Genomic DNA, 20,754 nt, shown 5'->3' on the forward strand with positions numbered 1-20,754 from the left:
CGTTTGTTGCAACCGCTATCGATCGGATTCGGAACGGATTTCGACAAGAAATCGTCGTTGCACGAAACGCAATCGCGAAAGTTCGGCAGTTGGAAACCGGTAGCAGCCTTCCCAGCTTTAGCGACAATACCCTCTGAGACTGACGTACAAATGCCCCTCCTCGCGCCCGACCTGTTCGGTGCCCCTCACCTGCCCGGACTCGGCTCCCGCGACGCTCTCGTCACACCTGATGAGGAGCAGCGGCTGATTGACGCAATCGACGGTCTCGATCTGCATCCGTTCCGGTTCCAGGGATGGCTCGGCAAGCGGCTGACGACGAGCTTCGGCTGGCGCTACGACTTCGACGACGCCAGCTTCACCCAGGGGACGCCACTCCCCGAATGGCTGCTCCCATTGCGCGGCCAGGCGGCGGGCTTCGCGGGCCTCCTGCCCGGCGATCTCGAGCATGCGCTGGTGACACGCTATGATCCCGGCGCCGGGATCGGCTGGCACAAGGACCGTCCGGTGTTCGAGCATGTCATCGGCGTCTCGCTGGGCAACCCGGCGACGCTGCGCTTCCGCCGGCGCCGCCCGGGCGGGTTCGATCGTTTCGCCGCGCCGCTGGCGCCGCGATCGGTCTATCACCTCACCGGCGCAGCGCGGCACGAATGGGAGCACAGCATCGCGCCGATGGAGGCGCCGCGTTGGTCGATCACCTTTCGCAGCCTGTCCGACAAGGGCCGCGCGATCAGTTCTGCGTCCTGATCGTCATCGCCGCGGCGCCCCCGGCCAGCACGCCGAGAGCGAGCACCAGCAGCCAGGGCGCATAGCCCATTTTGTCCGGGCTGAGCGCCAGCGCAAGCAGCGGCGCGACCATCGCCGGCAGCGTGTTGGTCAGATTGAGGATGCCCAGATCCCGGCCGCGATGTCCCGGCGAGGGCAGCAGCTGCATCGCCAACGCCGATTGCAGCGCGAGGAACACCGACATCCCCGCGGTGGCGGCGCCGAAGCCCAGCGTCGCCATGGGCCAGCTATGCGCGCTCGACATGAGCGCCAGTCCGCCCGCCATGATCACCGCCGACACGACGAGGAACGGCTTGCGCTGCATCACCCGGTCCGAGAGGCGACCCGCGGCAATCGTCAGCAGCAGCGCGACGATCGTCACCACGGCGAAAATCCCCGCCACGCCTTCGCTGGCGGCCTCTGCGCCGCCCTTTTCGGGCATCTTCTGACCGAGCACCGCGAGGAAATAGAACAGCCCGAAGGTCGACAGCCCGTTGCCGGCGATCTGGACCAGCACCCGGGCGATCCAGATCCGCGCAAAATCGGCACGGCGGCGGACGCGGAGTGCGGGCGGTGGTTCGGGCAGCGGATCTCGCCGCTCGCGCAGCAGCAGGATCAGCGGCAACACCAGCAACGCAATGATCCCGCAGAGCAGCGCATAGCGTACGCCCTCCGGGCCCACCCCGCGCAGCGTCACGGCCACTGCGACCAGCGAGGAAAACGGATGCGCCGCGCCCATCAGGCCGGCGACCAGCCCCTTCTGCGCATCGGGCACTTCGTCGGCCATGATCGCCCCGACGGGTGCGAACATCATGTTGATCGCGATCTGCAGCAGTGCCACCGCGCCGAGCATCGCCGCGCCGGTGCTGCTCCAGTGAAACAACGTATAACCGAGGATCAGCAGGCCCAGCCCGCCAAGGATCCATGGCCGTCGCGTACCCCGCCGGCGATAGGTCCGGTCGCTGAGCATGCCGAAGACGAGGTTGGCAACACTGGCCATCGCCGCCCCGCCCAAAGCCGCCGCGCTGAGCAGCGCGACGCGGTTTTCGGCATCGGCGACGGCGGTCACCTTGAGCGGGAGCAGCACCGATACGAAGGGGATGAAGCTGACGAAAAGCCCGGCATAAGCAAGCGCATAGAGCAGGATGAAGCCGCGGCCTGGCGAAGTGAAATGCATGGACGCGCGACCATCGGCGCGCCCCTCATCCAAGTCAACGCGGCGGCGCAGTCGAATCCCGAACGATGAAGTCGAACGGCAGCAAATGCCGGCCATTACCTTCGAGACCCTTGGCCTTGCCTTCGATCAGCAGCTCGGCCGCCTTGGCGGTCATCGCCGCGATCGGCTGGCGGATCGCGGTCAGCGAGGGCACGCTCATCCGCACCGTCGGCGTGTCGTCGAAGCTGACGACCGAAAGGTCGCCCGGCACCACAAAGCCCAGCGGCGGCGCGGCATGCAGCACGCCCAGCGCCATTTCGTCGCTGCTCGCGAGCACCGCAGTCGGCGGCGTGTCGAGCTTAGCGAGAGCCGCCATCGCGCGCGTACCCGCTTCGTAAGTGAAGTCGCCGGGCTGGAGATATTCGGGTCGGATGGTCAGCCCCTTGCTCTCGATCGCCCCGCGAAAGCCGCGGAGGCGATCGCCGCTGATCGCATATTCGGGATGGCCCTCGACATAGGCGATGCGAGTGTGGCCAAGATCGAGCAGATATTTGGTCGCAGCGCGCGCAGCGGCCTCGTCGTCCATATAGACTGCGCAGCCCTCGCCCTCGCGACGCGAACCGAGCCGCGCGAAGTTCAGGCCGTTGCGGTGGAGCAGTTCGGTGATCCGCGCATCGTCGCTATGCGGCGGAGTCAGGATCACGCCGTCCGGGTGCAACGCGGAGATCGCCGCCTGGACCTGCGTCTCCAGTTCGTCGGAGTGTGAGTCGACCAGCTCGAACAACATGCGATAGCCATGCTCGGCGCATTTGAGCATGCCGCCATACAGCATCTGATCGACCCAGTCGTTGCCGCGCCGCGATTCCCAGCCTTCGAGGGTCGGACGGCGATCGTTGAAGGCGAGCACCAGATAGGAGCGCGATCCGCCCAGCCGCCGTGCGGCGAGGCTGGGGACATAGCCCAGCTTGTTGACGGCGTTCATCACCCGCTCGCGCATCGCCGGGGTGACGTTGGGTCCGTCATTGATGACGCGCGACACCGTCTGGAACGAGACTCCCGCCTCGGCCGCGACGTGCTTGATCGTGATCGCGCCGGTCTTCAGCATCAGCGCGCAGGCTTGCCGAGATCGACGGCATCGGCGCGGCAATGCGCGTCGATGAATTCCTGATGCGTCGGAAGCGTGCCCACCACCTGCGCCAGCTGCGCGCGGACCTGGCTCATGCCTTCGAATAGCCACGCCTCGTCGATGCGATCGACCAGCGGGTGATAGGTCGCCGGGTGGATGCCCATGCCTTCCAGCACCGAATGCCAGCTGACCGCGCGAAACAGCTCGTCCATGCCCTCACGCAGCACGCCGTTGACGCGGAACAGCTCGATCCGCGCCTGCAGGCTGTCGGGCAGCGTCATGTCACGACACTTGCGCCAGAACGGCGTGTCGTCGCGCTGCGTGGCGCAATAGTGGAGCACGATGAAATCGCGGATCTCGGTATAGTCCGCGGTCATACGGCGATTATATTCGTCCGCCAGCCGCGGGTTGCAGTGCCGGTCGGGCAGATAGCGGAAGAAGAAATCCATGCCCCGATAGACCAGGTGGATCGCCGTCGATTCGAGCGGCTCGATGAACCCTGACGCGAGCCCGAGCGACAATACGTTCTTGTGCCAGATCTTGTCCCGTACGCCGGTCTTGAACGGCACCACTATCGGCCCGGCGACCACGTCGCCCTCGACCTGATCGAGCAGGGTGCGCGTTGCCTCGTCATCCGACAGGAATTCGCTGCAGAAGACGTGACCGTTGCCGGTCCGATGCTGGAGCGGGATGCGCCAGCGCCAGCCATAATCCTGCGCTTGGGCAAGCGTATAGGGTCGCGGCGGGCCGACATTCTGCGTTTGCGCAGCGATCGCGCGGTCGCAGAACAGCCATTCGGACCAGTCCTCATATCCCACGCCGAACGCCTTCTCGATCAGCACCGCGCGAAAGCCCGAGCAGTCGATGAAGAAATCGGCGGTGACCTCGCGGCCGTCCTTGAGCACGAGCGTGTCGACGAAACCGCGGTCGTCGAGGCGGACGTCCGAGACGATGCCTTCGGTGCGCTTGACGCCCCGCGCCTCGGCATGGCCGCGCAGGAACTGGGCGACCCGCTTGGCATCGACATGAAGCGCATAGGCCGCGCCGCCGACCGGCGTCTTCTGCGCCTTGAACGGCAGCATGAAGCGACCGTCCTTCGCCATCGCCGCGGCGGGCGCGAAGTCCATCAGCCCGAACGGCTGTCCGCTGCGCTTGGCCTTGAGCCAGCACTGATAGAATTCGCTGAGCTCGACCGGCTGGCCGATCGATCCGAAGGGGTGGAAATAGCTTTCACCCTTCTTGTGCCAATCCTCGAACTCGATGCCGAGCTTGAAGCTCGCCTGCGTCGCGCGGACGAACTCCTGCTCGTTGATACCCAGCTTGGCGATCAGCTCCATGAACGGCGGGATCGTGCTTTCGCCGACGCCGATCGTGCCGATATCGTCGCTCTCGATCAGTTCGATCTCGAAGAGCTTGCCTTTGAAATGCTCGGCCATCACCGCGGCGGCGATCCACCCGGCGGTGCCGCCGCCGACGATGCAAACCTTCCGAAGCGCGTCGGTAGCCCTCATGCGGCCCGTCCCTGTGCGGCGGCGCCGTCCATGATCTCGAGAAACTCCTCGTGCGTGGGCGTATCGGCAACAGTGTCGCGGAGCGAGCGGCGCATGGTTTCGAGCGATCGGGTCAACTGGGCATTGTCCACCGCGGCGACTGCGGGGTCGAGACGGGTGGGCAGGTCTTCGAAGCCGGCATAGATCGCCAGCCAACTTGCGGGGGAAAACATCTCCCAGCGATAGCGGACGAAGGCGCCGCGTGCGCGCCACAAAGCGAGTTTGGCGTTCAGGCTGTCGGGCACGTCCATGTCGCGGCAGGCCTGCCAGAACGCGCCGGTCCTGCCGTTGAGTTTGTAATGGAGGACCAGGAAATCGCGGACGCGCTCCATCTCCTCGGCCGACTGCTCGTTATATTCGGCGATCACCGTGGGGTCGAAATCCTTGTCCGGAAACAAGGATTTGAGCCGTTCGATCCCGGTTTCGATCAGCGCGATGCTGGTGGATTCCAAAGGCTCGAGGAAGCCCGAGGCCAGGCCGAGCGCGACGCAGTTCTTCGCCCAGGCGACCTGACGGCGGCCAGGGGTAAAGCGCAGTTTCCGGGGCTCCATCGTCGGCTCGCCGAGAAGATGCGCGAGCAATTCTTCGCGAGCTTGGTCATCGCTCTGGAATCGGCTGGAAAAGACCAGGCCGTTGCCTTCGCGCTTGCGCAGCGGAATGCGCCATTGCCAGCCGGCGGTTCGCGCAGTGACGGTGGTGCAGGAGGGCGGCAGCCCTGCCCGCTCGCTCTGCACTGCGAGGGCACCGTCGCAGAGCAACCAATGCGACCAGTCCTCGTAGCTGACCCCCAGCTTCTCACCGAGCAGCAGCGACCGGAAGCCCGAGCAATCGATGAACAGATCGCCTTCGATGCGGGCGCCGCTGTCGAGCGTTAGCGCTTCGACGAAGCCGTCCGCGCCGCGGAGCGCCACATCGGTGATGCGGGCATCGACGCGCTGCACGCCCATTTTTTCGGCGAAGCGGCGCATATGCTGCGCGAACAAGGCGGCATCGAAATGCAGTGCCCAATCGAAGATGCCGAGCTGCGAGCCCGGATCGGGCGCTGGCAAGGTGGCATGGCCTTCGCTCGCCAGCAGCGATCCCAGCGAATAGTTACCGAGCTGCGCGCGATCGCCCGCAGCGCGGGCTTTCAGCCAATAGTGATGGAAATCGATGCCCTTCAGGTCCTGCCCGAAGCGGCCGAACGGGTGGACGAAGCTGTGGCCGTCGCGAAGCCAGTCGACGAAGCAGATGCCAAGCTTGGCAGTGGCGTCGCACGCCTGCATCACTTCGGCGTCGGACATGCCGAGTGCGCCATAGAAGCGGCGAATTGTGGGGATCGTCGCCTCACCGACGCCGACCGTGCCGATTTCCGAACTCTCGACAAGCGTGATGGCGACGTCGGTCCCGGACAGATGCGCGGACAGTGCCGCGGCCGCCATCCAGCCCGCAGTGCCGCCGCCCACGATGACGATCCGTTCGATCGCCCGCTCTGCCGCCCCGTCCATCATGGAAACATCTGATCTTTTTGGTAGCGGTATCGCAAGCGAAACCGCAAAAAATGAGCCGGCGACGCAAGGCCGCCGGCTCAGGAGGGTTGGCTCTTAGAAGCGGGCGCGGACGCCCACCGAATAGCGCGGCTCGAATTCGTTCTGCGAGTGGAACTGCTTAGAGTCCTTGTCGAACTGGAAGTAGTAGCGCTCGATTTCGCCGAACACGTTCGATGCGTTGCCGTAGATCGCAAAGTTCTCGTTGATGTTGAACGTCACGTTCGCATCGACATATTGCGCCGTATCCTGGAAGATCGGGATATTACCGAACGTCGTCGATAGGCGCGGCGTGCGATAGCTGTATGCGACGCGCAGCTGCACCAGATCGTCTTGATACCAGCCGATCAGATTGACCTGATGCTTCGAGTTGTCCGGGAAGGGCAACCGTTCGCCATCCAGACCGAGGTCGGTCTGGCTGCTGTCGGAGAAGGTGTAGTTTGCGTCGAGGCCGAAGTTGCTCAAAACGCCGCCCCGGACGAAGTCGGCGAACGAAATCTTGGCCCCGACTTCGACGCCCTTGAGCGAACCGCCCTCGCCCTGCGCCGGCTGGGTGACCGGAACCGTGCGGCGGATGACGCCGTCCTGATCCGGGAAGCGGCCGGTGGGCGTGGTGGCCGAACGGACGAAGCTGCCGATATCGAGCTTGAACAGGCTGACGTTGAACAGCGTGCCGCGGCCCAGATAATATTCGATCGCGACATCATAGTTGTTCGAGCGCCACGGGTTGAGATACGGGTTGCCGCTCGAATTGGCCCCCGTCACCTGACGCACGCCGCACGGCGCGGCATCGGCCGGCGGCGGCGGATCGCCCGGCTTGGGGCAGAGCGAGTCCGCGGTCGAGATGGTCAGGCCGCCGCCGTAATTGCCCAGATCAAGCGGGATCATCGTCTTGGCGAACGAGGCGCGCAGACGCAGGTTCGGCGTGATATCCGCCTTGAGGTTCACCGCCGGCAGGACGTCGACATAGTCGCGCCGAGTGACGGTATCGCCTTCATCGGTGTTGGTATCGCCATAGCTGCGCGTGCCGCCGGTGATGTTCTGCTTCACCGTCAGCTTGGTGTTGATGATCTTCGCACCGATCGCCGCACTGAAGATGCCGGTCTGGAACGCGGTGTTCACATAGGCGCTCTCCTCGACCAGATCGACGTCATAGGTGCGGCCCGGGATGATGACTTCGTCGGCGCCGCCGAACACGCGCTCATGGAACGCCTTGGCATCGTCGAAGTCGCGCGGATCGGCGACCCAGAAGCCCGGAATGCCCGAGCTGACTCCGCCGAGGTTGGTGAGGAAATAGACGTTGTTATACTCGTTGAGCTTGGTCGGCTTGTTGACCGTATAGCCCTGGAACACCGTTGTCGGATTGGTCGCGCTGACCGGCAGCGCCGGGTTGAACGCCGGGTTCGCGACTTGCTCGCCCGCCTGGCAGCCCGACTGGTTCATCACCACGTCGATCGCCTTCCACTGCGCGCCGCAGCCATCGGGCACGGTAGCGCCGTTGCCGCCATAGAAGTTGGAGAAGAGGTGGAAGGCCCGGATCTGGACGCCGCGATCGCTGCGGCGAACGCCGACATCGATGCGCTTCAATGCGCCGAACAGACCGTCACCGTCGAAGTCGTACGAGCCATCGGCCCGGAAGACGCCGAGATCCGAATCATTCTCCTGATTGCCCTCCGACGAGAAGGCGCCGACCGCATAGCTGTCGAGGTTCGCCATATAGTCGGCGAGCGGACGCGTGCCGAGGCCGCCGCTGATCGGGTTCTGGAAACCGCTGAGCACCGGATGGTCGCCGCTGATATCCATGTGGATCTGCGGGTTCTGGCCATAGCCGAGCGGGTTGGGATCGATATAGCGCCCGCCGTTCGAGCCGACGATCCCGTTGGTGTAGCGCGATGCCGGGAATTGCGACGCGATGTTCGCCGGGTAGAACGGTCCGCGCGTCGGATCCGCGCCGTCACGGAACAGCGTGAAGGTATTGGTCTGGCGCCAGTTGCTCATATCGCCCTGGACCTGGCCGTTCACGCTGCGGAAATTGGCGTCCGCGCGCATTGCCCGCGCCGTGAACCGGAAGTTGCTGCCCGTGTCATAGTCGAGCTCGAGATTGTAGTTCGTCGCCTTCGACTTGGTGGTGCGATTGACGGTGAAGCTGTTCAGCCACCACACGTTGAGGTCATATTCGTCGACGTCGAGCCAAGGCTGGCCGTTGCCGCCGACCTGGCCCGAATCCGACGACGCAGTCGGATTGGTCCAGCCCAGACCGCTCCAGCGATTCGAGATGTTGATGCCCGCGGCGCGGTTATGCTCGGTGAAGTCGGTGTGGAAGACTTCGCCGGTAAGCGTGAAGCCCTCGCCGAACTTGAGCTGTGCGGCCGCGTTGATGCCCAGGCGATCGCGCTCGACGACGCGGTTGAAGAATTCATAGCCGTGCGGCGAGATCCAGTTGGCGCCCGTACCCCCCCAGTCGTTGCTGCCGAACGGACCGCCGGCGATGCCGGCATAGTTGTTGCCAAGGTTGGAATTGCTCTTAACCGCCGAGAGCATCACGCCGAAATTGTCGCTGCGCCACGCCACCAGGCCGCTGACCAGATAGTCGTTCTGCTTGGTATAGTCGCCGCGCGAATATTCGGCCTGGCCCGAGACGGTGAGGCCCGCATCGAGATCGAACGGACGCCGGGTGCGCAGATCGACGGTGCCCGAGATGCCCGACAGCGCATTGGTGGTGTCGGTCGACTTGTAGACGACGACCTTGTTCATCAGCTGGGCGGGCAAGTCGTTGAGGTTGGGACGTGCCTCGCCAAGATTGCCCGGGCTCAGATACTGCTCGCCGTTGAGCAGCGTGATGACCTGCGGCAGGCCGCGGATGTTGACGTTGGCGCCCTCGCCTGCGCTGCGCTGGATCTGGACGCCCGAAATGCGCTGAAGCGCGTCGACGATGGTGACGTCGGGCAGCTTGCCGATATCCTCGGCCGAGATCGCATCGACGATCGCGGTCTCGTCACGCTTGATGTCGATCGCGGCCTGTTGCGACGCGCGGATGCCGGTGACGACGATGTCCTCGCCCGCTTCGACCGGATCGTCCTGCGCGGCAGGCGCAGGTGCGGGAACCGCATCCTGTGCCCATGCCGGCGCCACCATTGCGGTGGTAGCCAACAGGCCGACAATTACCCCTGATAACCCCTGCTTCATTCTGTCTTCCTCCCAAAATTGCCTGGTGGGACGTTCTTCCGCGCCCCGAGCGTCCAGGTTTGCCTTCGTCAGGGCGCCAGCCGGCGCTCCCGCAAATCGGTGGTGCCGGTGAGCACCGGCTGTGCGGCGTCGCGTGCGATCGCGACGCGCCAGGTTCCGGGCGCGATGCGATAGCTGGCGCCGGCGACGTCATAGTCGGCGATCACCCGCGGCTCGGCGGTGAGCGTGATGCGGCGCGTCTCGCCGGGCTTGAGCGCCACCCGCTCGAAGCCGGCGAGGCGCAGCGGCCGGGCGCCGCCCTGCGGCGTGACATAGAGCTGGGGCACGTCCGCCCCTGCCCGCTTGCCGCGATTGGTGACGTCGAAGCTGACCTTTAGGCTGTCGCCGCCTTCGACGCGCAGCTTCGCATAGTCGAAGCGCGTGTAGGAAAGGCCATGGCCGAACGCGAAGAGCGGCTTGTGCCCTTGGCGGGCATACCAGCGATAGCCGACGTCCGAGCCTTCGCGATACTGGACCTCGAACGGCCGGATCGCGCGGGCGTCCTCGCCATGCTTGGGATCGGCGAGCACCTGCTCGATGCCGGGCACCTGCGGCCGCGGCGCCTGTGACGAGGTCGCCGGAAAGGTGATCGGCAGGCGGCCCGAGGGATTGACCTCGCCGAACAGCACCCGCGCGATCGCCTCGCCGCCGCGCTGGCCGGGATACCAGGCGGCGAGCACAGCGGGCACGCGATCGATCCACGGCATCAGCACCGGGCCGCCGGTGGTCAGCACCACTGCGGTTTTCGGATTGGCGGCAGCGACTGCGGCAATCAGCGCATCCTGATTGCCGTCGAGCGCGATGCCCTCCGGGTCGGCGGCTTCGGTGGTCCATTGCGTCGCGACGACGATCGCGAGATCGGCACCGCGTGCGGCGGCCGCGGCGGCGGCTGGATCGCTGCCATCGAAGAACTGGACATCGGCCCTCGGCGCGAGCGCGCGGATCGCGTTGAGCGGCGACGAGGCGTGCCAGGTGGTGCGCGAGAACGACGCGGGCGCGCCATGGGCGAGCGGGATCTCGACCGGCGCACCGCCAACAGAACGGACCTGCGAAGAGCCGCCGCCCGAAAGTACCCCGACATCGGCATGGCCGCCGATCAGCACGATGCGCCTGGCCGACTTCGCCAGCGGCAGGATACCGCGATCATTCTTGAGCAGCACGATGCCGGCTTCGGCGGCGCGCTGGGCGACATCGGCGTTCCCGGCGTAATCGATCGGCTGCGGCGTATCGACCACCGGCGCATCCATCACGCCGGCCGAGAAGCTGCCGAACAGGATGCGGCGAACCATGTCGTCGAGCCGGGCGCGGGGAAGTTCGCCGCTCTCGACGGCCTTGCGCAGATCGGCGCGGAAGAACGGATGCGTGTCCAGCTCGCCGCCCGATTGCTGATCGAGCCCGTTGCGCGCCGCCTTGACCGTCGAGTGGACCGCGCCCCAATCGGACATCACCCAGCCGCGATAGCCCCAGTCGCCCTTGAGCACCCGATTGAGCAGCCAGTCATTCTCACAGGCATAGTCGCCGCCGACCCTGTTATAGGCGCACATCACCGAGCCGGGCTGGCCGCGCTCGAGCGCGATGCGGAAGGCGAGAAGGTCGCTCTCGCGAAACGCCGCTTCGTCGATCCGGGCGTCCATGACGAAGCGGCCGGTCTCCTGCGCGTTGAGCGCGAAATGCTTGATCGTCGAGACGACGCGGTTCGACTGGATGCCGCGGATCGATTCGCCCGCCATCAGCCCGGCGAGCAGCGGATCCTCGCCAAGATATTCGAAATTTCGCCCGCCCCAGGGATCGCGAGTCAAGTTGATGCCGCCCGCCAGCATGACGTTGAAGCGCTTGGCGCGCGCCTCGCTGCCGATCATCGCGCCGCTGGCATAGGCAAGTTGCGGATCGAAGCTGGCGGCGAGCCCGAGGCCGGAGGGGAGCGCCGTGGCGACGTCGCCCTTGCGCTGCTCGACCTGGTTGGCGACGCCAAGGCTGGCGTCGGTCTCGCGCAGCGCCGGGATGCCGAGACGCGGGATCGCGGGCTGGTGGCCAGCGGACTGGATCAGGTCGGCCGGCGCGTCCGGGCCTTTCGCGAAGGGCGGGAAGAAGGTGTAGACGAGCTGGAGCTTCTCCTCGAACGTCATCGCGGCGAGCAGCATTTCCGCGCGGGCGGCGGGCGCCAAGGCCGCATCGGTCCAGGGACGCGCGACAGAGGTGGAGCGGGTGGAAGGCGCCGCGGCATCCTGCGCAAGCGCCGGCACGGCCGCAACCATGGCGATCATCGCAATCGGACGCGCGACGCTCGCAAAACTTGAAACCATTACCCCTCGTCTCCCCTTTCGCCGCGGCTGGGCGGCGCGTTATTCTTCGGGGGCGGCTTCTGGAGACTGACAACGCTGTCTAGCCCCTGGCCGAGACGAACGGCAGCGCGCGTCTGCGCGCATGCAATTCCCTTCCAACACCCCTCGTTCGTGGAGTCTGTCGCTCCGATGACGGCGTTTAAGCACAGGTTGAGAGCGTTCTCAAGAACGTTCTCACGATCGGTGATTTTGACTGACAGCGTTGTATGCGAGACACAGCAAGGCCACACGCCGCCCCTCACCATTCGACAGAATGCTATGGTTTTACGTGGTCTTGGCTGTATTGTCGGGCGATCGGCCAAGCGCCGTCATGGAGCGGATTTCCTGGACGCATGACCAGCGGACACGCGGCAGAGTTCCTGAGCGGCGGCGGCGAGATGGGCCGGCGGATTCGCGCGTATGACTGGAGCCGGCATCCGCTCGGCGATCCCGAGACCTGGCCGCAGGGGCTGCGCACCGTCGTGCGGCTAATGCTCACCACCAGGCATCCGACGCTGATCTTCTGGGGCCGCGACTTCCACTGCCTGTACAATGACAGCTTCGCGCAATCGCTGGGGCCCGAGAAGCATCCCGCGATGCTCGGCGCGCAAGGGCGGCCGATGTGGCAGGAGGTATGGCCGGTGGTCGGCGCCGAGCTCGAACGCGTGTTCGCCGGCAAGGGCTCGAGCTACCAGGCGGACCAGCTGGTCCCGATCCAGCGCCATGGCAGGCTCGAGCAGGTCTATTGGACCTATAGCTACAGCCCGATCGACGATGCCGGCGATGTCGGCGGGGTGCTGGTTCTGTGTACCGAGACGACGCGCGGGGTGATCGAGCGGCGGCACGATGCGCTTGCGGAGCTGGCCGATCGCTTCCGCGACGTCGAGGATCCCGACGAGATCGCCTATACTGCGGCGGAGCTGCTCGGGCAGCGGCTGGGAGCCAGCCGCGCCGGCTATGGCACGATCGACACCCAGGCAGAGACCATCCGGATCGAGCGTGACTGGAACGCTCCGGGGGTACGGAGCATCGCCGGGACCCTGCGCTTCCGCGACTATGGCAGCTATGTCGACGACCTGAAGGCGGGCCGCACCGTCGTGGTCTCCGACGCCGAACAGGATCCGCGCACGCGCGACGCCGCCGCAGGTCTGAAGGCGATGAGCGCGCAGTCGTTCGTCAACATGCCGGTCACCGAACAGGGCGGCTTCGTCGCCATGCTGTTCCTCAACCATGGCGAGGCGCGGCGATGGAGCGACGACGAGCTGGAGCTGATCCGCGACGTCGCCGAGCGCACCCGCAACGCCGTCGCCCGGCGCGAGGCCGAACAGGCGCTGCGCAAGAACGAGACGCGGCTGCGCTTCCTCGATGCGCTGGGCAGCGCGACGGCGCAGGCGCGCGATGCCGACGCAGTGATGGCCGTGACCACGCGGATGCTGGGCGAGCATCTCGGCGGGTCGGACTGTGCCTATGCCGACATGGAAGCCGATGAGGACCGGTTCAACATTCGTGGCGACTGGCATGCCAGCGACGCGCCGAGCATCGTTGGGCGCTACAGCCTCGCCAGCTTCGGCAGCTTTGCGGTGGTCAGCCTCAGGCATGGCCATCCGCTGGTCCTCGACGACACGAGCCAGCTCGGCGAGGACGGCGCAGCGGCGTTCCGGGCCATCGGCAGCGCGGCGACGATCTGCATGCCCTTCCTCAAGGAAGGCAGGCTCACGGCGCTGATGGCGATCCACAATGCCACGCCGCGCCGCTGGACTGCCGACGAGCTGGGACTGCTGCGCGAAGTGACCGAGCGGAGCTGGGCGCATATCGAACGCGTCCGCGCCGAAGCCGCGCTGCGCGAGAGCGAAAGCCGGCTGCGCCTGTCGGTGGAAGGCGCGCGGATCGGCACCTGGGACTGGGACCTGCGCACGATGATCGGGTCGTGGTCCGAGCGCACCGCCGAGATCATGGGGGTGGCGAGCGGCGAGAACGTCACGGTCGAGCTGCGCTACCGGCTGATCCATCCCGACGACCGCGAATGGGTGCGCGAGACCTTTGCCAGGGCGATCGCGGCTGGCAAGGATATCGCGACCGAATACCGGGTCGTGCGCCCCGATGGCGGGCTGCGCTGGATCGCGTCGCGCGGGCAGGTGACGCGCGACGATCAGGGTGCGGCGGTGCGGATCATCGGCACGGTGCGCGACGTCACCCAGCGGCGCGAGGCGCAGGAAGCGCTCAAGGCGCTCAACGAGACGCTCGAGCATCAGATCGCCGAACGCACCGCCGAGCGCGACCGGATGTGGCGGCTGAGCGGGGATTTGTTCCTCGTCATCGGGCGGCGCTGGGAGATCCGCGCAGTCAATCCGGCGGTGACGGGCCTGCTCGGCTACACGCCCGAGGAAGTGATCGGCGAGCGCTTCGTCCGCTTCTTCCATCCCGATGAATTCGAGAACGTGGTGCTGGCGATCCGGACGACCGCCACGGCCACGCTGCGCGACTTCGTCGGCCGGCTGCGCGCCAAGGACGGATCGTGGCGGCGCTTCGCCTGGACCGCGGCGCCGGGCGAGGGCGAAGCCTATGTGATCGGCCGCGACGTCACCGAGGAAGTCGAGCGTCGCGCCGAGCTGGAGCGCGCGCAGGACGCGTTGCGCCAGTCGCAGAAGATGGAATCGCTCGGCCAGCTGACCGGCGGCGTCGCGCACGACTTCAACAATCTGCTCACCCCGATCATCGGCAGCCTCGACTTGCTGCGCCGCAGCCGGACCGCGACCGAGCGCGAGTTGCGGCTGATCGGCGCGGCCCTCGAATCGTCTGAGCGCGCCCGGATCCTGGTGCAGCGCCTGCTCGCCTTTGCCCGCCGCCAGCCGCTGCGCCCCGGCCCCGTCGATCTGGCCGCGCTGATCAACGGCATGTCCGATCTGATCGCGAGCACATCGGGTCCGCAGATCAAATTCGGCGTAAATCTTGCCGAAAACCTGCCCGCCGCGCTCGCCGACTCCAACCAAATCGAGATGGCAATCCTGAACCTCGCAGTGAACGCCCGCGACGCCATGCCCAATGGCGGTCGGCTGACACTCTCGGCCAATCCCGAGCAATTGGCCGCGGGGCACCGATCCGAGCTGCCGCCCGGGCAGTATGTGCGGCTGTGCGTCGCCGATACCGGCGCGGGCATGAACGCGGAGACGATGGCGCGCGCCGTCGAGCCGTTCTTCTCTACCAAGGGCATCGGCAAGGGCACCGGGCTGGGACTGTCGATGGTGCATGGCCTGATCTCGCAGCTGGGCGGCGCGATGCTGCTGTCGAGCAAGCCGGGGCTCGGTACGATGGTCGAACTGTATCTGCCCCTGGCCGAAGGTGTCGTGACGGCGGAAGACGCGCGGGCGATCCCATGCATCGGCGACGCGGCGGGGAGCGTGCTGCTGGTCGACGACGAGGCGCCGGTGCGCGCCGCGACCGGCGAGTTGCTGCGCGACCTGGGCTATCAGGTTGTCGAGGCGGAGAGCGGACGCGAGGCGCTGGACTATCTCGCGCAGCACGGCGTCGATTATCTCGTCACCGATCATCTGATGCCCGGGATGACCGGCAGCGACCTGGTCCGCACGGTGCGCGAGCGGCACCCGCAGGTGAAGGCACTGATCGTTTCGGGCTATGCCAATCTGGACGGCATCTCGCCCGATCTGCCGCGACTGGCCAAGCCGTTCCGGCAGGATGAGCTGGCGGCGAGCATGGTGGGATTGGGGTGACCGGGCTCCCTCCACCGTTCGCCCCGCGCTGATCGGAGGGCTGGCACGGTGCTTTCGCGGCGCCGTGTTTACGAAACGGATTCGAAGCCGATCTTCTGCCGCTCCGGATCGGCGGTCGTCAGCCGCACCCTGACCGCATCGCCGGGCGACGCGCAGCGCATCGCCAGCCGCGCCACGATCGGCAGATCGCATAGCTGTATTCGCGCCCCGCGATCGTCCGCGTCGGTGACGATCGCGGGGAAGACATCCCCTTCCCGCCCCCGCAGCATCACCGCTTCGGCCAGATCGATTACCGCGCGATCGATCTGCCCGCCGATCGCATCGGCGCGCGCCATCACCGCAGGCAGCTTCTCGAACGCCTCGGTCACCACCGCCGGGACCGGCAGACCGTTGGCGACCGCCAGCGTCGCGCGGATGACATAGCGGTCGGCGAGGCGGCGGAGCGGCGCGGTGGCATGGGCATAGCTCGCCGCGACCGCTGCATGCCACGGCACCACGCCGGGCTGGAACGCCGCATAGGACGCGCCCTGCCCGGCCCGGCGAACCGCCAGCATGAATGCGGCTTGCTTGGGATCGGCCGAATCGAGCGTCGCTTCGAACTGCGCGAGCGGCGCCATCGCCAGCCAGTCCAGCCCGAACGCCGCCGCAGTCTGACGCAACCGCGCAACCGCGTGGTCGTCAGGCTCGGCCATCACCCGAAACAGTCCGGTCTGGTGCGCGCGCAGCACATCGGCGATCGCCATGTTCGCGGCGAGCGACAGCGCGGCGTTACGCTCCTCCGAGACCAGCCGCGGGCGGAACACCAATGCGAAGCGGCCATCTTCGTGCGCGTCCACTTCCTGCGCGGGCGGATCGACTCGAGCGGCACCGCGCCGGGCCTCGGCCGCCTGCAGGCGCAAGGTCAATTCGCCGAAACCCGTCGGCAAATCCTCATCGCGGACGCTGTCATACGCGAGCTTGGCGCGGCTGCGAATGACTGCGCGCTCGGCGCCATCGAGATGCACGGTGCCGTCGGGCGCGACGCGAACCGTGAAGAGTACCGCAGGCCGGGGACCGTCGGGCAACAGGCTCGCCGCGCCTTCGCTGAGCACAGGCGGGTAGAGCCCCGCCTTGCCGTCCGGCAAATAGAGCGTGGTGCCGCGGCGCCATGCCTCCGTGTCGAGCGCGCCGCCGTCGTCTACGAACCAGGCGACATCGGCGATGGCATAATGCAGCAGCAGATCGGCGCCGCTCGCTTCGATCGCAAAGGCCTGATCGAGATCGGTCGCGCTGGCAGGATCGAGCGTGACGAAGTGGCGGTCGGTGCGATCGGCATGTTCGGTGGGCGCGCGGCGTGCGGCGGCCTCGGCGGCGGCCAGCACCGCGGGCGGGAAAGTCTCGGGCACCTGGAAGCGTGCACGGATCGCGGCGAGGCCGGGGGTGAGGCTGTTGGCGGGATCGGCGAGCGTCTTCATGCCCGCTCGGTACACGCGGGACCGCCTGTCCGGAAACCCCGCGCGCGAGGTGACACGTTGCCGCGCCTCGCCTAGTTCGATCGGATGACGCTTTCGCCCCTGCCCATGAAGGCCCGGCTGATCCTGTTCGCCTTCGGGGACTTCGCGTTCAATCTCTACTGGCAGAGCATCATGCTCTTCCTGCTGTTCTATTACACCGACGCACTCGGGCTGCCGATGGCGACTGCGGCGGCGATCTACACCGCGGCGTCGATCTGGGATGGGATCGCCAGCTTCGTCGCCGGGGAAGTGACCGACCGACGGCCGCCCAAGCGCGGCTATGGCCGGGTGCTGATGCTGGGCAGCGTGCCGCTCGGGCTCGCCTGCGTGCTCACCTATGCGCCGCTCGGCACCGGGCCGGTCGGGCTGGCGCTGGTGGTGATCGGGCATCTGCTGTTCCGCACCGCTTATGCCGCGATCAACGTGCCGTATCTGGCGATGGGCGCGCGGATCAGCACCGACAGCCGCGACCGCGCGTTCGTTGCGGGTGCGCGGATGCTGTTCGGGACGCTGGCCTGGGTGGTGGTGGCGCGCGGGACGGTGCCGATCGGCGCGTGGATCGGCGGCGATGCCGTGGCGGCGCAGGGCTTTCTATGGGCCGCAGTGCTGTTCGCGGCGCTGGGGACGGCGATCCTGATGCTGGTCGGCGCCACCTATCGCGAAGTCGCGATGCCGGCCGCCCCTGCCCCGCCCTCGATGCGCGCAAGCATCGCCAGCCTGTGCGCCAACCGCGCGTTCGTGACGCTCAACCTGGCGATGATGGCGATGATCGTCGCAGTCACCGTCCTCAACAAGTCGGTGCTCTACTACTTCAAATATTTCCTGGGCAGCGACGATGCCGGGCAGAGCGCGCTCGCCTGGATGGGGGTGGTAAGCGGCGTGGCGGTGCCGCTGTGGATGCTGCTCCAGCGCTGGCTGGGGACGCGCGCCTTGTGGTTCGTCGCGGCGTGCGCGTGCATGGCCGGGCTGGCCCTGTTCGCCACCGTGCATATGAAGACCCCGCTGGCGATGCAGCTGTTCCTGGTGGGGATGCAGGCGCTGATCGTCGGGCTGCACTTCGCCTATTGGGCGATGCTGCCCAACACGATCGAATATGGCGAGCAGGCGACCGGGCTGCGGGTGGAGGGCGCGGTGTTCGGCGCGGCGGCGCTGCTCCAGCGCGTGGCGATCGGGGTGGCGACGGCCATCCTTGGTTTGGGATTCGACAGCGCGGGCTATGTCGCCAACCAGGCGCAGAGCGAGGCGACGCTGGCGGCGATGCGCTGGACGATCGCACTGGTGCCGCTTGGCGCGCTGGGGGTGTCGTGTGCGGTGATGTGGCTGAACCCGCTGGGCAAGGGGGCGCATGCGCGGATTTTGAAGGGGCTGGCGCGCTGACCTGTTTCTTCTCCCTGTGGGAGAGGTAGCGCAGCTTGGCGGCTCTGCCGCCTAACGGAGCTAGGTGAGGGTTTCCCGCTCTCGTTAGCGTGATCCCCTCACCCAGCTCCGACTAAGCCTCTGCTGCGCAGAGACTAAGTCCGCGCAACCCTCTCCCGACGGGAGAGGGGAATTAGCCCGCCACCAGCTCGAACTGGGCATGCACCCCTTCGGCCTCGGCCGATGGCGCGACCCACACGTCGAAGGTGCCGGGCTCGACCGTCGGCTTGTTGTCGCGGCCGATGAAGAGGAGCAGCGCGCGGTTGAGCTTGAAGGTCACCGTTTCCGATGCGCCGGGCGCGAGCCTCAGCTTGCGGAAGGCCTTCAGCTCGCGGACCGGGCGCGTGATGCTCGCAGTGCGATCGCGGATGTAGAGCTGGACGACTTCCTCGGCGGCACGGGTGCCACGGTTGGTGATCGTCGCCGAGACGCTCAGTTCACCGTCCCAGGCCAGGCTCGGCGCGGCCTTGAGATCGGCGTAGTCGATCTTGCCATAGGTCAGGCCGTGACCGAACGGATAGAGCGCCTTGTTGGGCATGCCCCGGTAATGCGCCTTGTACGGCTCGAGCTTGTCGTCCGACGGGTTGGGACGGCCGGTGGGCTTGTGCGCATAATAATATGGCTGCTGGCCCGGCGAGCGCGGGAAGCTGCACGGCAGGCGGCCCGAGGGGCTGTAGTCGCCGAAGAGCACATCGGCAGTGGCGTTGCCGCTCTCGGTGCCGAGGAACCAGGTGACGAGGATCGCCGGCGCGTTGGCGACTGCGCCCTGCAATGCCAGCGAGCGCCCGTTCTTGAGCACGACGACGACCGGCTTGCCGGTCGCGGCGACGGCCTCGGCGAGCGCCTGTTGCGCGGGCGGCACGACGATCTCGGCACGCGATTGTGCCTCGCCCGACATGTTCTCGCTTTCGCCGATCGCGAGCAGCACGACGTCGGCGGCCTGCGCCGCGGCGACCGCGGCATCGATCCCGCCGGGAAGCACTTCGTCCACGCCCGAGCCGGCGGTGACGGTGACGCTATTCTTGTCGGTCACCGCATTGCGGACGCCCTCAGCAAGATCGATCGCGTAATCGTTGCTGCCATAGACCACCCAGGGGCCATTGAGGTCGTGCTTGCCCGAGGCGAACGGGCCGATGATCGCGATCTTCCTGCCCGCCTTGGGCAGCGGCAGCAGGTCGCCATCGTTCTTGAGCAGCACGATCGACTTGCGCCCGGCCTCACGCGCCAGCGCCTGGGCAGGCTTGGTGCGCGAGCGCGCCTTTTCGCGCTTGGCATCGATGCGGCGGAAGGGATCGTCGAACAGCCCGAGTGCGGCCTTGATCGCCAGCACTTTCCGGACCGAATCATCGACGCGCGCCATGGGGACTTCGCCAGCCTCGACCAGCTCGGGCAGGTGCTTGCGGTAGAAGCCGCTGGTCATGCTCATGTCGACGCCGGCGAGGAAGGCGAGCTTGGCGGCCTCGCGCGAATCCTTGGCGAAGCCATGGTCGATCATCTCCATGTCGCCGGTGTAATCGGAGACGACGAAGCCTTCGAAACCCCATTCCTGACGCAATATGCCGCGCATCAGCCATTCGTTGCCGGTGGCAGGAATGCCCGACAATTCGTTGAACGAGGCCATGAAAGTCATTGCGCCTTCGCCGAGCGCGGCCTGGAATGGCGGGAAATAGATCTCGCGCAGCGTCCGCTCGGAAACGTCGACGGTGTTATAGTCGAGCCCGGCTTCGGCCGCGCCATAGGCGGCGAAATGCTTGGCGCAGGCCATCATCGAATCGAGCGCCTTCAAGTCCTTGCGCTGGAAGCCGCGGACGCGCGCGGCGGCCATGAGGTTGCCGAGATGAACGTCCTCGCCGGCGCCTTCCATCGTGCGGCCCCAGCGCTGGTCGCGCGCGATGTCGACCATCGGCGCGAAGGTCCAGTCGATCCCCGACGCGGCGCCCTCGTAGGACGCCATCCGCGCAGTGCGCTCGGCAAGATCGGGATCGAAGCTCGCCGCCTCGCCGACCGGCACTGGGAAGATCGTGCGGTGGCCGTGAATGATGTCGGCAGCGAAGATCAACGGGATCTTGAGCCGCGATTCCTTGACCGCGGCGCTCTGCATCCGCCGCGCCATCTCGGCGCCGTTGCCGTTGAACACGCCTGCGATCTGCATTGTCCGGACTTCTTCGAGCTGCTGGTCGAAGCCCGGGCCGTTGCCCGCGGGATTGAGCGCGACCGCGACGCCGCCGGCCCAGGCCGCGGGCATGATCGTCAGCTGGCCGGCCTTTTCGGCGATCGTCATCTGGGCGACGAGGCCGTCGATGAACGCGGGGACCGGCAGCCGGGCCGCGGCCTGGAACAGCGCGCGCGCCGGGCTGGAGACCCAAGCCGCGACCGCACCCGCACCCATCAGCGCCGCGCGTCGCGAAATCCTGGTGTCGAGCATTTCGTACCTCTCCCTGATCGGCGCAA

11 protein-coding genes are annotated in these 20,754 nt (G+C 66.8%); 3 read left to right on the plus strand and 8 right to left on the minus strand.

Features of this window, described 5'->3' with window-relative positions; translation table 11 throughout:
* The first annotated feature begins 150 nt into the window (after nt 1-150).
* Nucleotides 151-744, plus strand: coding sequence for an alpha-ketoglutarate-dependent dioxygenase AlkB (locus tag BXU08_RS08375; protein ID WP_077509639.1), 594 nt, complete (start codon nt 151-153; stop codon nt 742-744).
* Here BXU08_RS08375 and BXU08_RS08380 read toward each other — a convergent pair.
* From BXU08_RS08380 to BXU08_RS08405, 6 genes are all read right to left on the minus strand, one after another.
* A complete protein-coding gene (locus BXU08_RS08380; protein ID WP_171982464.1) occupies nt 728-1,939 on the minus strand; it encodes an MFS transporter in 1,212 nt (403 codons plus the stop codon). The two genes, BXU08_RS08375 and BXU08_RS08380, sit on opposite strands and share 17 nt — an antisense overlap.
* Before the next feature lie 34 nt (nt 1,940-1,973).
* Nucleotides 1,974-3,023, minus strand: coding sequence for a LacI family DNA-binding transcriptional regulator (locus BXU08_RS08385; RefSeq protein ID WP_077509641.1), 1,050 nt, complete (start codon nt 3,021-3,023; stop codon nt 1,974-1,976).
* Entirely contained in the window at nt 3,023-4,555 is a 1,533-nt protein-coding gene (locus tag BXU08_RS08390; RefSeq protein WP_077509642.1) for a tryptophan halogenase family protein, read from the minus strand. Before BXU08_RS08390 ends, BXU08_RS08385 begins: the two co-directional genes overlap by 1 nt.
* On the minus strand, nt 4,552-6,084 hold the full coding sequence (locus BXU08_RS08395) for a tryptophan halogenase family protein (protein ID WP_077509643.1): 1,533 nt from the start codon (nt 6,082-6,084) through the stop codon (nt 4,552-4,554). The genes BXU08_RS08390 and BXU08_RS08395 overlap by 4 nt, the downstream gene beginning before the upstream one ends.
* Before the next feature lie 93 nt (nt 6,085-6,177).
* Nucleotides 6,178-9,306, minus strand: a complete 3,129-nt coding sequence (locus tag BXU08_RS08400; RefSeq protein WP_077509644.1) for a TonB-dependent receptor — start codon at nt 9,304-9,306, stop codon at nt 6,178-6,180.
* Between the two features lie 68 nt (nt 9,307-9,374).
* The gene (locus tag BXU08_RS08405; protein WP_077509645.1) at nt 9,375-11,648 is read right to left on the minus strand and encodes a beta-glucosidase; all 2,274 of its coding nucleotides are present in this window, start codon (nt 11,646-11,648) and stop codon (nt 9,375-9,377) included.
* A 371-nt stretch (nt 11,649-12,019) separates the two neighbouring features.
* Between BXU08_RS08405 and BXU08_RS08410 the strand changes: the two genes are divergently transcribed.
* Entirely contained in the window at nt 12,020-15,394 is a 3,375-nt protein-coding gene (locus BXU08_RS08410) for a PAS domain-containing protein (protein ID WP_171982465.1), read from the plus strand.
* Nucleotides 15,395-15,462: 68 nt separating this feature from the next.
* Here BXU08_RS08410 and BXU08_RS08415 read toward each other — a convergent pair whose 3' ends face one another.
* Entirely contained in the window at nt 15,463-16,848 is a 1,386-nt protein-coding gene (locus BXU08_RS08415; RefSeq protein WP_077509647.1) for an RNB domain-containing ribonuclease, read from the minus strand.
* 84 nt (nt 16,849-16,932) lie between these two features.
* Here BXU08_RS08415 and BXU08_RS08420 point away from each other — a divergent pair, with 84 nt between their 5' ends.
* Complete coding sequence (locus tag BXU08_RS08420; protein WP_077509648.1) at nt 16,933-18,264, plus strand: MFS transporter; 1,332 nt, start codon at nt 16,933-16,935, stop codon at nt 18,262-18,264.
* Between the two features lie 172 nt (nt 18,265-18,436).
* On the opposite strand, the gene BXU08_RS08425 is transcribed toward BXU08_RS08420, so the two are convergent.
* Nucleotides 18,437-20,728 (minus strand): glycoside hydrolase family 3 N-terminal domain-containing protein, encoded by a 2,292-nt coding sequence (locus BXU08_RS08425; protein WP_077509649.1) that lies wholly within the window; start codon nt 20,726-20,728, stop codon nt 18,437-18,439.
* Nucleotides 20,729-20,754 lie beyond the last annotated feature (26 nt).

It is taken from the genome of Sphingomonas sp. LM7 (assembly GCF_002002925.1).
GTDB lineage: Bacteria > Pseudomonadota > Alphaproteobacteria > Sphingomonadales > Sphingomonadaceae > Sphingomonas.